The 14,587-nt window shown below is 43.5% G+C and carries 16 protein-coding genes and 1 other annotated feature; of the genes, 15 read left to right on the top strand and 1 reads right to left on the bottom strand.

Features of this window, described 5'->3' with window-relative positions:
- The first annotated feature begins 115 nt into the window (after positions 1-115).
- The 7 genes from AC1ECB_RS19300 to AC1ECB_RS19270 all read left to right on the top strand — a co-directional run bounded on the left by AC1ECB_RS19300 (position 116) and on the right by AC1ECB_RS19270 (position 6,988).
- A complete protein-coding gene (locus AC1ECB_RS19300; protein ID WP_485665309.1) occupies positions 116-1,510 on the top strand; it encodes an ATP-binding protein in 1,395 nt (464 codons plus the stop codon).
- Positions 1,511-1,628: 118 nt separating this feature from the next.
- Positions 1,629-2,399 carry a creatininase family protein gene (locus tag AC1ECB_RS19295; protein ID WP_485665308.1) on the top strand — a complete coding sequence of 257 codons (771 nt, stop codon included), beginning with the start codon at positions 1,629-1,631 and terminating at the stop codon, positions 2,397-2,399.
- A gap of 29 nt (positions 2,400-2,428) precedes the next feature.
- Positions 2,429-3,586, top strand: a complete 1,158-nt coding sequence (locus AC1ECB_RS19290; RefSeq protein WP_485665307.1) for an ABC transporter substrate-binding protein — start codon at positions 2,429-2,431, stop codon at positions 3,584-3,586.
- Positions 3,587-3,634: 48 nt separating this feature from the next.
- The gene (locus tag AC1ECB_RS19285; protein WP_485665306.1) at positions 3,635-4,504 is read left to right on the top strand and encodes a branched-chain amino acid ABC transporter permease; all 870 of its coding nucleotides are present in this window, start codon (positions 3,635-3,637) and stop codon (positions 4,502-4,504) included.
- Positions 4,505-4,519: 15 nt separating this feature from the next.
- The gene (locus AC1ECB_RS19280) at positions 4,520-5,500 is read left to right on the top strand and encodes a branched-chain amino acid ABC transporter permease (protein ID WP_485665305.1); all 981 of its coding nucleotides are present in this window, start codon (positions 4,520-4,522) and stop codon (positions 5,498-5,500) included.
- A 9-nt stretch (positions 5,501-5,509) separates the two neighbouring features.
- Positions 5,510-6,283 (top strand): ABC transporter ATP-binding protein, encoded by a 774-nt coding sequence (locus tag AC1ECB_RS19275; protein WP_485665304.1) that lies wholly within the window; start codon positions 5,510-5,512, stop codon positions 6,281-6,283.
- Positions 6,284-6,988, top strand: a complete 705-nt coding sequence (locus AC1ECB_RS19270; protein WP_485665303.1) for an ABC transporter ATP-binding protein — start codon at positions 6,284-6,286, stop codon at positions 6,986-6,988.
- Here AC1ECB_RS19270 and AC1ECB_RS19265 read toward each other — a convergent pair whose 3' ends face one another.
- The gene (locus AC1ECB_RS19265) at positions 6,989-8,383 is read right to left on the bottom strand and encodes a sodium:solute symporter family protein (RefSeq protein ID WP_485665302.1); all 1,395 of its coding nucleotides are present in this window, start codon (positions 8,381-8,383) and stop codon (positions 6,989-6,991) included.
- 114 nt (positions 8,384-8,497) lie between these two features.
- Positions 8,498-8,705, bottom strand: a binding site (T-box leader).
- A gap of 154 nt (positions 8,706-8,859) precedes the next feature.
- On the opposite strand from AC1ECB_RS19265, the gene AC1ECB_RS19260 reads away from it, so the two are divergent.
- From AC1ECB_RS19260 to AC1ECB_RS19225, 8 genes are all read left to right on the top strand, one after another.
- Positions 8,860-9,045 carry a hypothetical protein gene (locus AC1ECB_RS19260; protein WP_485665301.1) on the top strand — a complete coding sequence of 62 codons (186 nt, stop codon included), beginning with the start codon at positions 8,860-8,862 and terminating at the stop codon, positions 9,043-9,045.
- 160 nt (positions 9,046-9,205) lie between these two features.
- Positions 9,206-9,400, top strand: coding sequence for a sulfur carrier protein ThiS (gene thiS / locus AC1ECB_RS19255; RefSeq protein WP_485665300.1), 195 nt, complete (start codon positions 9,206-9,208; stop codon positions 9,398-9,400).
- A 2-nt stretch (positions 9,401-9,402) separates the two neighbouring features.
- Positions 9,403-10,206, top strand: a complete 804-nt coding sequence (gene thiF / locus AC1ECB_RS19250) for a sulfur carrier protein ThiS adenylyltransferase ThiF (RefSeq protein WP_485665299.1) — start codon at positions 9,403-9,405, stop codon at positions 10,204-10,206.
- Positions 10,207-10,220: 14 nt separating this feature from the next.
- Entirely contained in the window at positions 10,221-10,988 is a 768-nt protein-coding gene (locus AC1ECB_RS19245) for a thiazole synthase (RefSeq protein WP_485665298.1), read from the top strand.
- A gap of 5 nt (positions 10,989-10,993) precedes the next feature.
- Positions 10,994-12,145: a 2-iminoacetate synthase ThiH gene (gene thiH, locus AC1ECB_RS19240; RefSeq protein ID WP_485665297.1), complete on the top strand. Its 1,152-nt coding sequence runs from the start codon at positions 10,994-10,996 to the stop codon at positions 12,143-12,145.
- Between the two features lie 7 nt (positions 12,146-12,152).
- Positions 12,153-12,752 (top strand): thiamine phosphate synthase, encoded by a 600-nt coding sequence (locus AC1ECB_RS19235; RefSeq protein ID WP_485665296.1) that lies wholly within the window; start codon positions 12,153-12,155, stop codon positions 12,750-12,752.
- Between the two features lie 141 nt (positions 12,753-12,893).
- Complete coding sequence (locus AC1ECB_RS19230; protein ID WP_485665295.1) at positions 12,894-13,235, top strand: DUF3870 domain-containing protein; 342 nt, start codon at positions 12,894-12,896, stop codon at positions 13,233-13,235.
- Positions 13,236-13,463: 228 nt separating this feature from the next.
- Entirely contained in the window at positions 13,464-14,579 is a 1,116-nt protein-coding gene (locus AC1ECB_RS19225) for a M20/M25/M40 family metallo-hydrolase (protein WP_485665294.1), read from the top strand.
- Positions 14,580-14,587 lie beyond the last annotated feature (8 nt).

The raw sequence follows: 14,587 nt of genomic DNA, 5'->3' as shown, positions 1-14,587 counted from the left end.
AAATAGTCATTTTTTGTAATACATTGGGAGGAAATAGATAATATTCCAGGAATATATTAACATACAGATATTGTATCGATAAAGTTGGGGTAGTGTGTAGGAGGGCGAGAAATATATGCTTAGCGAGAATCCCGGACCAAAGCTTGGCGATATTATTGAAAATATTAGTATACCGATTTATGCGTATGACAAGAATTGGAGATTATCCTACATTAATTCTGCTGCAGAAGTATTATGGGGTTATAGCCGTGAAGAACTCTTAGGCAAGGTCATATGGGATATATTTCCGGAAGCTATTGGGAATAGATTTGATCATGAATATCATAAGGCAATATCGGAACGTAAAGAGGTGTGTTTTGAAACCTTTGCTACTATTCAAAAGAAATGGCTGGAAATCCGGGCGTGTCCAGTAGAAGACGGTTTAATAGTTTATGCTCAAGACATAGATGAAAAGAAAAAGGCCCAATCGGAAGTTAAAAGCTGGTCTAGACAACTAAACCAATTAATTGAATTATGCCCTCTTGGCATTTTTATATTAAATAAGGAAGGAATTATCGAGACTATTAACTCGGCTTTCATTCAAAGATTTCTCCCGGATTTAAAAAAAGAAGAATGTATCGGTAAATCAGGCAGATATATCTCAGAGTGTTTGGGAGTAGCTTGGGAAAGTACCGCTGGTTATAGCGCTCTCAATGGAAAACAAATATTAAATTGCATTGAAACCGGTCTTGATTGGGTGGTTGTCTCCAATGCCGTTCCGATACTTGATAAAGACGGAAATACTATTGGTGCTATGGGAGTGTTTTACGATATTACGGAATATGAACGCATGAAAGCGGAAATAGCAAAATTAGATAGATTCAATCTGGTAAATGAAATGGCAGCAGGGGTAGCACATGAAGTTAGAAATCCTATGACGGTTATTAAAGGCTACTTGCAATTTTTTAGCCGAAAGGTTCCGAGTGATATGATAGAACAATTTACTATTGTTTTGAATGAATTGGAGCGAGTCGAGCAGCTTATTACCAATTTCCTTTCCCTAGCTAACAACAAGGCAATAGAACGAAAATCGCAAAATTTAAATACTATTATAAAGCAAATTACTCCCCTAATAGTAAGTGATACAAATAAACGGGATATTGAACTAGTAATGGTGTTAGACAAGGAGTGTCCCGATCTATTACTAGATGACAAAGAAATTAAACAATTGATTTTGAATCTTGTTAGGAATGGTCTGGAAGCTATGAGCGGGCATGGAACCCTTACTATCGAAACAAGTGTCAGGGACGATATGGTTCACTTATTTGTTAAAGACTGTGGCTGTGGAATTGGCAAAGAGTACCTGAATAAAATATTTGACCCTTTCTTTACCACGAAAGCCAACGGTACAGGGTTGGGGCTTTCTGTTTGTGCAGGAATTGTACGGCGGCATGCAGGAACCATTCAAGTACAATCAGAGACCGGTCAAGGAACAAAGTTTACTATTATTTTTCCAACTAAGACGGGCTAAATGCCTTTCAGGTTGTTTGGTAATCCGGAATTTGGATACTCTGGCCAAATCAGTAGTATACCTTATAGGATCTATTTTAAATACGTGGAGCCAGATGGTGTGAGGAGGATGAAATATTTTGAGTATTTGGTTACAGGAAAATTCATGGAAAGAATTAGACAAACTTCGAAAAAACGGAAAAAATGTCATCATTATACCAGTGGGAAGTACGGAACAACATGGCTATCATTTGCCACTAGGGACTGATACTATGGTAGCTATGACGCTGGCAGAAGATGCTGCACAACAAACAAAAACAGTTGTTGCTCCACCCCTTTGGTTTGGTTGGAGTCCCCACCATATGGCGCTTCCGGGAACGATAACCTTCCGTCCTGAAGTTTTGATTGAGGTTTTATATGATATTATTGATTCGCTGCAGGTTCACGGCTTTCAAAAGTTTGTCATCATTAACGGACATCGTATAGTTAATATTGCCTGGATGCAAGTGGCTGCTGAAAAAGCACAACGTCAATTAGGCGTAAAAGTGGTGTTATTTGATCCGGCGTTTATGTCCAAAGACATTATGGATGACCTTCAATTTGAATCAGTAGGTCATTCGGACGAAATTGAAACATCTCATATGTTGTATAGGCATCCGGATTTGGTTGATATGAGTAAGGCCGTTGACAATCCGGTGCTTAAAAATTCTCTTTATTCCTGTGATCCGTCTTTCACCGGCGATACTTTGTGTTATGTTCCCAGCACTGTCAAAGAGATGAGAAACTCTATTGATGCTGCAGGCGGTACTACAGGCAAACCCAGCAAAGCCTCGGCTGAAAAAGGCGAAAAATATCATAAACATTTGGTAAACCATTTAATTCAGGTGATTTTACAGCTTCAGCAAAATTAGTTCAACAAAAAGTAAAGGAGAGAAAAAACGTGAAAAACAAAAAAATTATCGGGATGATATTGGTTGTTCTTTTGGTCGTCACCAGTTTAGTAGGGCTAACCGGATGCAGCAATACAGTATCACAAAAAGTTCTCAAAATCGGCGTTATCGGTCCTGAATCCGGCGGTGCGGCTCAATTAGGTCAGGGGCAGCGGAAAGCAATTCAATTGGCGGTGGATGAGATTAATGCTCAAAAGTTGGCCGGTGACTGGAAATTGGAAGCTTATTTTGAAGATGATGAAGGCAATCCTACCAAATCAGCCAGTGCAACTAACAAGCTGATTCAGCAATCACAAGTAAATGTAATTATCGGAGCTATTCACAGCTCGGCAACCCTGGCAGATATGGTTATTACGCAAAGAAGCGGTATTCCCCAGCTTACAGCAGGATCTACAGGAGCTTCGATTACGGAGCAAGGCAATAAGTGGGTTTTTCGCACAGCTGTTAATGATGAATTTCAGGCAAATGCACTGCTAAAATATGCCAAGGATGTTACCAAGGTAACGAAAATTGCTACATTAACTGCAGCTGACGATTATGGACAAAGCGGTGAAAAACTATTGCTTATTGCTGCACAAAAAGAAGGTTTGGAGCTTACTAATAAGTCTACATATAATAACGGCGACAAGGATTTTAAACCTCAACTTCTTTCCATTAAAGACAGCGGAGCGCAAGCTATTTTCATGTGGGGATTATATAACGATGCCGCACTGATTGCCAAACAAGCGAAACAACTCGGACTGAATGTGCAACTGTTCGGTGCTTCCGGAATGGCGGCGCAAAAGTTAATTGAATTGGGCGGCGATGCGGTACAAGGTCTGATTCTTACGCAAACATTCTTGCCGAGTTCTCCTGACCAAAAAGTTAGCGAGTTTGTAAATAAGTACAAAAATCAGTATCAGGAAGATCCTATTCCTCATGCTGCTCAAGCGTATGATACAGTGTATATACTTGCAGATGCGGTAAAGAAAGCAAATAGCAACAAACCGGATGCTTTAAGGGATGCTATCGCCAAAACAACAGGGTTGAAACTTGTTACGGGAAATCCCCAGTTTGATGACAAGGGTAATGACATCGGTAAGCATTTGTTAATTACCGCAATTAAGGGCAATATCTATGAACTGATTCAAACCGTTTCAACGAATTAATCAGGTGTTTGGCAAGCTTCATCAAATAAAGTATTAGGAGAAGTGTTTATGCAATACATCTTAAATGGATTACCAATTGGAGCGATTTATGCGCTGGTAGCTTTAGGTTTTAGCCTGACATATGCTTCCGCCGGCGTATTGAATTGGGCTCAGGGTGATATTGTAATGCTGGGAGCGTTTATTGGTTTTACTTTTTTCCAGATTATGAATTTCGGCTTCAGCGTATCATTATGTATTTCAATGATTACCTTGGCTGTGATAGGAATTATGGTGCAATTCTTCATTCTCCGTCCACTGCAGAAAAGGCAAGCACCGGAAATTAACGTAGTTATCGCTACACTGGGCGTAGCTATTATTATGCGCAATATAGCGCTTATCATTTGGGGAGCGGATGCCCAAATCATTCCATCGCCTGTTAGCAATAACCCAATCCAATTTAGTATGTTGAGTATTACACCACAAGACATTTTGATTATTGCTATTGGAATTCTGCTGATGTTGATTTTACAGGTTTTTTTAAAATATACAAACGAAGGGCGGGCTTTACGGGCCGTGGCGCAAGACCGTTATGCAGCAATCGTAATGGGCATTGATGCGGAAAGAAGTGATGCAATAGCTTTTGCGGCAAGCTCTGCCTTAGGGGCTGCAGCAGGAATATTAGTTGCTCCTGTATTTTTTATAACATTCAATATGGGTGTGGGCATCGGTCTAAAAGGCTTTGTCGCCGCAGTAATTGGTGGCTTGGGAAATATTCCCGGAGCGATAGCGGGGGGCTTCTTTCTGGGAGTCGTAGAGTCTTTAGCCGGTGGTCAAATTAGTTCCGGTTACCGGGATGCAATTACCTTTGCTCTGCTCATTCTTGTATTGTGGCTCAAACCTACTGGTTTATTCTTGCAAAAAACAAGACAAAAAGTTTAACTAGGTGGTGTACTGATGCGTAAAGTACTAAGCAGCACCAAAGAAATTTTTCTAGTTGTTGTTGTACTGATAGGCCTTGTGCCAATGGTTCTTACTAACAATTACTATTTGCACATTATTAATTTGGCGGGTATTTATACGTTGATAACTCTTGGCTTGAATTTGCTTTTTGGCTATACCGGGCAGGTATCTATGGGACAAGCAGGGTATTTTGCCATCGGCACGTATGTATCGGCGCTTCTCATGTTTAATCTGCAATTTAGTTTTTGGCTGACGTTGCCGTTGGTATTGATTACCTGCGCTGTCGGCGGCGCTGTTATCGGAATTCCGGCCATGAAATTATCAGGCCCTTATTTGGTGTTGGCAACTGTTGGCTTCGGTGAGATTATTCGCCTGATTTTGTTAAATTGGACGCCAGTAACTAAGGGCGCAGCCGGACTGACCGGAATTCCGCTGCCGGAATTTTTTGGCATAAAGCTATCTTCCGAACAAGACTTTTATTATCTAATTATGAGTTTCCTGCTGCTGGGGACATATATTGCGTACCGTCTTGCGCAATCAAAAATTGGGCGCACGTTTTCTGCCATTCGTGAAGATGAATTAGCGGCAGAAGCTATGGGCGTACCGATAAACCGCTATAAAATAGCAGCCTTTATTATCAGTGCGATGTATGCCGGAATTGCCGGTGCGTTATACGGATGTTTTTCAGGCGTTGCCAGTCCGGATAATTTCACTTTTGAGGATTCAGTGGGATTTTTGTGTATGTCGGTCATCGGTGGCAGCTGGTCTATTTCAGGAGCTGTTATCGGGGCATTTATGCTGACAATTTTATCGGAAGCATTACGCGCTTTTCAAGCTTATCGACTGATCATTTACGGGGTTATTCTGATTTTTACCGTGATTTATATGCCTCAGGGATTGGCGGGACTGATACAAGAAAGGAAAATACGTATTGTTGCACGGCTAAATACTGTCAAGCCGTCAGGACGTCCATAGGAGGAGCTTATGAATACATCTTCAATGCTTCACATAAATGATATTTCAAAGTGGTTTGGCGGCTTGCAGGCATTGAGCAAGGTATCAATTTCTGTCACTGCAAGTACAGTACACGGGATTATCGGTCCTAACGGTGCCGGTAAAACAACACTCTTTAATGTTATAACCGGGATGATTAGTCCTGATCAAGGCAGTGTTTTATTGAAAGGAAAGCTTTTGCCCCGCCAAAAACCCCATAAGCTTGTATCAATGGGCATTGCCCGTACTTTTCAAAACATTCGGTTGTTTAAAAATATGACAGTTTTAGAAAATGTTATGATTGGTCAACATGTGCATACTCCTACGCCTGTTTTCTCTATTATCCTAAATACTGAATTTGCTCGTATTTGGGAAAAGAAAACCAGGGAGGAGGCGTTGATAGCACTGGCCTTTGTGGGGTTGGAAGCCAAAGCCGCGGAAATTGTAAAAAATCTTTCCTACGGTCAGCAGCGGCTAATCGAATTTGCCAGAGCCATAGCAGCAAAACCCAAACTGATTTTACTGGATGAACCTGCCGCAGGAATGAACCCCACGGAAAAAGCAAATTTATTACAATTTGTGTCGACTTTGCGTGAGAACGGTTATACGATCATACTTATTGAACATGACATGAAATTAGTCATGAATATATGTGATACTATTTCTGTATTGGATCATGGTAAAAAAATCGCGGAAGGTAATCCGGAAGATATTCGCATTCACCCCGAAGTAATTCGCGCCTATTTGGGAAAGAAGGAGCCATGAATGATTGAATTAACAGGAATTAAAGCCGGTTATGGAGCTACGGAAGTTCTCCATGATATTACTTTTAGAGCTGAAACTGGAAAGATAACTACCTTGATTGGCGCTAATGGGGCCGGTAAAACAACGACTTTAAATTGTATTGCTGGAATATTGAAACCAACTACCGGACAAATATTGTGGAACGGAGAAGATATTTCCCAACTTTCTCCAGCGGCAATTGTTCGGCGGGGAATTTCTCTTATTCCTGAAGGTCGACATGTATTCCCTGATATGACAACTGCCGAAAATTTGCAATTAGGAGCTTATACACGCAAAGATAAAGCCGGTATTAAGCGCGATTATGACTGGGTATTCAGTTTGTTTCCCAAACTGAAAGATCGCCTTGGCCAATTGGCAGGCACTCTTTCCGGCGGTGAACAGCAAATGGTGGTTGTGGGGCGGGCTTTAATGGCAAATCCTGAACTGCTACTGATGGATGAGCCGTCAATGGGTCTTGCACCTATTATGGTGGAAGAGGTTTTTCGTGTTATTAAAGAAATTATCAACCAAGGAAAAACTATTTTACTTGTTGAGCAAAATGCCGCCTTAGCTTTGGAAACTGCTTATCATGCTCATGTCATTGAATTGGGACATATTGTTTTATCTGGAACAGGAAAAAATCTTTTAAAAAACCCTGAGGTTGAAAAAGCATATTTAGGTCTATAATCATTCACTGCTGGCTATTGGCGCCCGGTCAAGCATATAGGTTAAGAAAAAGGTGCCAAGGCAGGCCAGCCACTCAAGATAGATAACATGGGGGAAGATGCGGATGGCTGGGGTGGTTTGCCATAAAATTAATACGGCCACACCGGTCAATATTGTGTAAAAGGCGGAATTTTTCCGGCAAAGGCGCGGCGCGAAAAGGGTAAATAATACAATAACGCTGAAGGCAGCAGTAAGGCTAAGGCCGATCATAAGGGTATTAATAATACCGCTGATGGTCATGGCTAACAGCAGGGTAAGTAAGCCTAGAAATACTACAGCCCCTTTGGTGACTCTAAGAAAGCTTTTTTCACTCACGGCAGGGTTAAAGAATTTTTTATAAATATCCTGTGAAAACAAGGTTGCTGAGCTAAGCAGCAGGTTGCAGGCAGTGGATACGTCGGCTGCCCACAGCGCAGCCAAAGTGATACCGGCAAGAACAGGGTCTAAGGACATAATCGTCATCGGGAGTGCCAAGGCCGGAGTGACATCAGGGAACATGGACTTAGCCATGACTCCCATTAAGGCGCTAACGAAGCCGATAGGCAGCATCATCAATCCGCCGATAATAAAGCCGCGCTGCGCTGTCCGTACGTCTTTGGCTCCCAGTGATATCTGAATAATGCTTTGCAGTGACAGGTTAACAGTTATTAATACCACAATCCAGGTAATAATGCCTACAAGGCCGACACCGTCAAAAAAATCCATGTAGGGTACATTGGCTGGCAGCTGGGCCTTAATGTTTGCCAGACCACCGGCATGGGTTACGCCGACAATGGTGGCGAGGATAATACCGATATATTTTAAGCTAACATTTAAAAGATTGGATAAGCTGGCAGACCACATGCCACCAAGGGATGTAATACCAATAAATACAACCGCGCTTGTCAGCATACCTGAGGTTAGGGTGAAAATTTCGGGCATTAGGGCACAAAGGATACTGCCGCCAGCTACGTACTGGAGGGACATTATCACCAATTGAATGACTATTTGGCAGACAATTCCTGCAATCATTCCTTTGTTATCATAATAGCGGCCCAGTAATTCGGGGATTGTGGTGATATTTAATTCACGATATTTTTTGGCCACCAGCATACCCATGGCAATGGCGCCCAGCCCCCAGGCAGTGGTATACCAACCGGCAGAAAGGCCGACCTTATAGGCTTGCTCGGCTACACCGATTGTGGACGCGCCGCCAACGGCAAGCCCCACAATCGATACGGTGATGAGTGGGGTAGTAAGCTGTCTGCCGGCAAGAACATAGTTTGTTGCACTGCCGGCAGAGCGACGTTTAGCATAATAACTTATCAAAAATAATAAGACGATGTACAGGCAAACAATAATGAAAGGAATATGCATAATAACCTCCTGAAATATAGGATTTTCGTGAAAAAATCGCCCCTCTGGCCGAGGGACGATAGTTACCGTGGTACCACCCATTTTGGATCTTAAGCAAATAAAAAAGGGAAGTACCTAAGGGGCGAAAAAGCCGCGGTACCACCCTGTTTAAATCCTAAGATCTACTTTAAGTCTGTAACGTAGACATTACGGCAAAGCCTACTATAATTTTCAGCCTGCGGTTCGGGAAGGAACTTCACCCGGTAGTTTCAACTAGTTCGCACCAACCACTAGCTCTCTGAATGAAAAGTACTGAATTACTTTTTTCCGTCATCACCGGTAAATTTCTTTTATTATCGTTATTATAGTCACCTAATGGATGGTTGTCAATATATTTCCGCACTACTATTTACAAATTTCCTGATATGTAAGGGCATTTGCAGGGAAGAGTTAACTTTTGTCGAAGGTTAAGGTCAAAATAAAAGAGGGGTATTGCTATGTCTGGGGCTCCGACTATTTGGGTAAATAGCGATATGAGTGAGCAAATAGCTGATTTCAATGGTGAATATGTCTTGATAACTACGCAGAATATGCAGAAGACAGTGCTCGGAAAAACATTAGAAGAGGCTAGAGAAAAACTCAAAGAAATTGGTAGATATGATATTGCTGCCCAGCTTAGATAAGATACTATAAGTAACTAAAACCGAACTCTTGATTTGTCGTATGAAACGTGTTATTGTTATATTAATTAAAAATTGAAAAAGAGCACAAAATGGGGGACACCACCGAAAGGGTGTCATTCTCATTTTGTGTTTTTTTATGCCAGAAATAGGGGGGGGAGTAGTGAAACTAAACGGTAAGGTAATTCTGCTGGAACAAGAGCAGACTTTATTTGAGTTTTTAACGGCAGAGCAATTTGATTGCAAAAGCATTGCGGTGGAGCACAACGGGGTGATTGTCCCTAAAGCAGAGTATGAAAGCATTCGGCTTTCAGAACAAGATACTTTGGAAATCGTTCGCTTTGTAGGTGGTGGTTGAAAGTGCAGATTGAGGTCAATGGGAAAAAGCGCCTGATCGCTTGTCGTACCGCTTTTGAAGCACGGGCGCAGCTGGGAAATGATACCGACATTGTTATTTTAAATGGCTTTCAGATTGACAGTGACTGTCCTTTGACGGAAAAGGATTCCTTGACGATCATCCGTAAAGGCACTATGCCTGCCCAGGACGAACTGGAAAGCATGATGATGGCACGGCATACGCCGGCAGTACATAAAAAGTTGAAACAGGGTCGCGTAGCCATTGCCGGCTTAGGAGGGCTGGGTTCCAATATTGCGGTTATGCTGGCGAGAATTGGCGTTGGGCAGTTGCTGTTGGTTGATTTTGATATTGTCGAACCCAGCAATTTGAACCGGCAATGCTACTACATACGTCATCTGGGAATGACAAAAACCCTGGCTTTGCAAAGCCAACTGGCAGAAATTAATCCGTTCATTCAAATTGAAACCCGTACCGTACGGGTAGAAGCAGGCAATGTGGCAGAACTGTTCTGCGGCTACGAAATTCTGTGTGAGGCGTTTGATAAACCAAATGCTAAGGCGATGCTGGTGAATACAGCTTTGGAAAAACTGCCAGAGATCAAAATTGTTGCCGCTTCAGGCATGGCCGGGTTTGCAAGTTCCAATTTGATCAAAACAATAAGACCCCTTAAGCGGCTGTATGTATGTGGTGACCTTGAAAACGGCGCCGGAATCGGCTCAGGGTTAATGGCTCCCAGAGTGCAGATTTGTGCCGGACATCAGGCCAATATGATTTTACGGCTGTTAGTGGGAATAGAAGAAATATGAGGAAGGTGCTTAGGATGAACGATCAACTTGTGATTAGGGGACATGAATTTAAGTCACGATTGATTTTGGGATCTGGTAAGTTTTCACTGGAAATGACCCAGGCGGTAATACAACATGGTGAAGTGGAAATGGTGACACTGGCCTTGCGCCGTGCCAATGTCGGCGGTCAGGAGAATATTCTGGAGTACATTCCTAAGGGAATTACGCTCTTACCGAACACTTCCGGTGCCAGAAACGCCGAGGAAGCTGTCCGCATTGCCCGGCTGGCCCGGGAAATAGGCTGCGGGGACTTTATCAAACTGGAGGTCATTCATGATTCTAAATACCTGCTGCCAGATAACTATGAAACAATCAAGGCCACGGAGATTCTGGCCAGCGAAGGATTCATTGTAATGCCTTACATGTATCCGGATCTGAATGTAGCCCGTGCATTAGTTGATGCCGGGGCGGCTTCAGTCATGCCCCTGGGGGCACCGATCGGTAGCAACAAAGGGCTGTGTACAAAAGATTTCATCCGCATTCTAGTGGAGGAAATCGAGCTGCCAATCATTGTCGATGCGGGAATCGGCCGGCCATCGCAAGCGTGTGAAGCCATGGAAATGGGGGTAGACGCGGTGATGTGTAATACGGCTATTGCTACCTCAGGTAATGTTGCTCAAATGGCAAGAGCTTTTAAACAGGCCGTTGAGGCAGGGCGGGCAGCGTATTTAGCCGGGCTGGGGCGTATTTTGACTGGTCAGGCGGAGGCATCCAGTCCATTAACCGGATTTTTGGAGGAGTGATGAAGATGACATGCCAGACAAATCATATGGCTTATATGGAAGGAATGGAAGTTATTGATTCAGACATAATGGAAAAAGTCACGGCTTTGGTGAAAACATATGATTATCAGCACTATACAGTCGAAGATGTGAAGCGAGCATTACAGATAGAAAGACTTTCTATTGATGATTATCGAGCGGTTCTGTCGCCGGCGGCGACAGATTGCCTGGAGGAAATGGCGGCGAAAGCCACTGCAGAGACCCGTAAACATTTTGGTAACTCTATCCAAATGTTTACGCCGCTTTATATTGCCAACTATTGTGAAAATCATTGTGTCTACTGTGGCTTTAACTGCCACAATCGCATTAACCGGGCTAAGCTTTCTTTGGAGGAAATCGAAGAAGAGTTAAAAACGATAGCTGCAACAGGACTGCAGGAAATTTTACTGCTTACCGGCGAATCCCGTCATCAGTCTGGGGTTGAATATATTGGGGAGGCCGTCAAATTAGCGGCCAAATATTTCACAACAGTAGGGATCGAGATTTACCCCTTAAATAGCGACGAGTATGCGTACCTGCATAAATGCGGGACCGACTTTGTTTGCGTTTATCAGGAGACATATAATCCGGATAAGTATGAGCAGGTGCATTTGCGTGGTCCAAAACGAATTTATCCGTATCGCTTTCATGCCCAGGAGCGGGCTTTGCAGGGAGGCATGCGGGGTGTAGCTTTCGGTGCATTGCTGGGCTTGGATGACTTTCGGAAGGACGCTTTTGCTGTTGGTCTGCACGCCTACTTTCTGCAGCAGAAATATCCCCATGCGGAAATTTCCTTTTCGACTCCCCGCTTGCGGCCCTATGTTAACAATGCGAAGAACAACTCTAATGATGTTCACGAAAGACAACTATTGCAGGTTATGCTGGCTTATCGTCTGCTTATGCCTTTTGCCGGAATTACGATTTCCACCCGGGAGCGGGCCGGGTTTCGCGATCATGTCATTGGGATGGCGGCTACCAAAATCTCCTCCGGGGTTAGTGTTGGTGTCGGGGGACACAAAGAGGAAGAAAAGGGCGATGAGCAATTTGAGATTGCCGATCCACGCAGTGTAGCAGAGGTTCATCAGATGATTCTTGGCAGAGGGCTCCAACCGGTTTATACCGACTATGTGAGAGTGTAGCGCGCAGATGTTGATTTGTGTGACTCAGCGCAAGCTGTGTCAGGAAAATTTTCTGTACCGCATTCAGCAATTGGCCCAGGCAAAGCCCTATGCGGTACTGCTGCGGGAAAAAGATTTGGATTTGCCGTCCTATGAGCAACTGGCCTGGAAAGTGAAAGAAATATGTGACCGCTATGGAGTGCTCCTGATTCTCCATCAAAACAGCACGGTTGCCGAGAAAATGAAGCTTACCCATCTGCAATTGTCGCTGCCGGCCTTACGAGCTTATCAGAAGAGAGCACATTCCCTGCTTGTCGGGGCGTCGGTCCACTCGGTTGCAGAAGCTGAGGAAGCAGAGGCTTTGGGGGCGGCCTACATCGTGGCTGGACATATTTTTGCCACAGATTGCAAAAAAGGGACCCCGCCCCGGGGGTTGTCCTTTTTGCGGCAAGTCTGCCAGGCAGTTTCCCTGCCGGTTTTTGCTATTGGCGGGATTACCAGTAACAGCGTGAAGGGGATCTTGGAAAGTGGAGCGAAGGGTTGCTGCATCATGTCAGAGGCCATGACTTGCCAGGAACCGGCGGTGCTGGTACATGAATTTGTGATGGCGATACCCCCCTGTATTTAGTAACCAGAGAGGATGATAGTCCCCTTATGGTGGTCAAATATTGTATACAGTGTATTATACAAAAGCGGGAAGGAAAATTTTTTCTATTGTCGAATTGCAAAGCAAACATGAAAAATGCTTTTGAATTAAGGGGAGATAACCATGTTTGCGAAAGATACCATATATATTGCCGGCAGTGCAAAAACACAGCATAATAATGCAATTACAATTCAGTTTGGACAATTTTTTATCGGTTTTGTTATTAATAGACAAACTGGTGATATTTTAGCATGTGATGCCTCAACTACCCTTAGTGTAACAAATGAATTTATTCGCAATTTACTTGTCGGTAAAAACATCCAAGATGATACAGATATCATCAGGCAAGAAATCGAAGATCGTTATTTCGGTTCTTCACAGAAAGCAATCTTGGTTGCCTATAAAGATGCACAAAAGCAATTTGTCAATATTCAGCAAGGAAGGCATGCAAAAAATGTTATATAGCTTTAATAGTTGTAAGAATTTGTTCAATCGGTTGCAGGATTTTCCAAACGAGCAGCGAATAAGTTAAAACAGAATATAAGAATTATTTAGTTTTGCTGCTTTATCTATATGTATGCTCTGCTTATAAATAGGCATAGACGTAAATAAAACCCAGCAAAATGTGCCTTCCTGGCGGGAGGTTCATTTTGCTGGGTTTTTTATGTCGATGCGAAACTGGGAGTGAATTATTTGGAAAATGTTAATACGCAACGTTTGGTAGACCAATTTATTGAACTAACTAAGATCGCCAGTCCTTCCCTGCAAGAGGCCGCATTCGCTGCGCATATGAAAAAAGAATTGACAGTCCTTGGATTTACAGTTGAAACCGACCAAGCCGGTGTAGCTGTACAAGGTAATACCGGTAATATTATTGCGACTCTGTCTGGTACCAAGGCAGCTGACCCGTTGATGTTTTGCTGTCACATGGATACAGTAGCACCTTGTGAAAACATTCAACCAATTGTAAACGGTAATACAATTACCTCTGACGGTACTACAATCTTAGGCGGTGATGATAAAGCGGGAATAGCAGCCATTCTTGAGGCTGTCCGGCAAATCCGGGAACAAGGAATTGCCCATGGAACGCTGCAAGTTGTGCTGACAATTGGCGAAGAGATCGGCATGTTTGGTGCTAAAAACCTTGATTACAGTAAAATTCAGGCCCGTAAGGCTGTTATTTTGGATGCTGATGGTCCACTAGGCAACATCGTGGTACAGGGGCCGGCGAAAGATGTTATTTCGGCGCAAGTATATGGCAAGGCAGCTCATGCCGGGATGTATCCCGAGCAAGGTATCAGTGCTATTCAGGTGGCCGCACGCGCCATTGACCGGATGAAGCTGCTGCGGATTGACGTCGATACGACAGCCAATTTGGGAACAATCAAAGGCGGCACAGCCACGAATATCGTTGCTGACCAGGTGGAAGTCATAGCCGAAGCACGCAGTTTGTCTAATGAGAAACTTGACACCCAAAGTCGTCACATGCAGGCGTGTTTCGAGGAGGCAACCCGTAGCTTTGGCTGTACAGCCAAAGTAGAAATTCAACGCAGCTATGCTGCTTTTCACTTGCCTGCTGATACGCCGCTAGTGTTGCAATGCAGCGTTGCAATGCGGGCGCTGCAACTTGAGCCCAAACTGGTTTCTACAGGCGGCGGCAGTGATTGCAATGTCTTTAATGCCTATGGAATAGCAGCGGTAGATATCGCGATTGGTATGACCAATGTGCATACAAAAGCTGAGAGCATCAACATTTCCGACCTAAAGACGGCGGCTTGTCTGGTCTTGGAAATTATAAAACACAATTAAAACAAGGA

The organism is Sporomusa sp. 246TCP1 (assembly GCF_057319775.1).
This window is presented reverse-complemented; position numbering and strand designations above follow the sequence as displayed.

Excerpts from the sequence above, each read along its gene's own strand:
- AC1ECB_RS19235 (WP_485665296.1), top strand. The coding sequence starts at position 12,153 with ATGTTGATTTGTGTGACTCAGCGCAAGCTGTGTCAGGAAAATTTTCTG.
- AC1ECB_RS19275 (WP_485665304.1), top strand. The coding sequence starts at position 5,510 with ATGAATACATCTTCAATGCTTCACATAAATGATATTTCAAAGTGGTTT.
- AC1ECB_RS19260 (WP_485665301.1), top strand. The coding sequence starts at position 8,860 with ATGTCTGGGGCTCCGACTATTTGGGTAAATAGCGATATGAGTGAGCAA.
- AC1ECB_RS19300 (WP_485665309.1), top strand. The coding sequence starts at position 116 with ATGCTTAGCGAGAATCCCGGACCAAAGCTTGGCGATATTATTGAAAAT.
- AC1ECB_RS19270 (WP_485665303.1), top strand. The coding sequence starts at position 6,284 with ATGATTGAATTAACAGGAATTAAAGCCGGTTATGGAGCTACGGAAGTT.
- AC1ECB_RS19280 (WP_485665305.1), top strand. The coding sequence starts at position 4,520 with ATGCGTAAAGTACTAAGCAGCACCAAAGAAATTTTTCTAGTTGTTGTT.
- AC1ECB_RS19245 (WP_485665298.1), top strand. The coding sequence starts at position 10,221 with ATGAACGATCAACTTGTGATTAGGGGACATGAATTTAAGTCACGATTG.
- thiH (WP_485665297.1), top strand. The coding sequence starts at position 10,994 with ATGACATGCCAGACAAATCATATGGCTTATATGGAAGGAATGGAAGTT.
- AC1ECB_RS19230 (WP_485665295.1), top strand. The coding sequence starts at position 12,894 with ATGTTTGCGAAAGATACCATATATATTGCCGGCAGTGCAAAAACACAG.
- AC1ECB_RS19285 (WP_485665306.1), top strand. The coding sequence starts at position 3,635 with ATGCAATACATCTTAAATGGATTACCAATTGGAGCGATTTATGCGCTG.
- AC1ECB_RS19265 (WP_485665302.1), bottom strand. The coding sequence starts at position 8,383 with ATGCATATTCCTTTCATTATTGTTTGCCTGTACATCGTCTTATTATTT.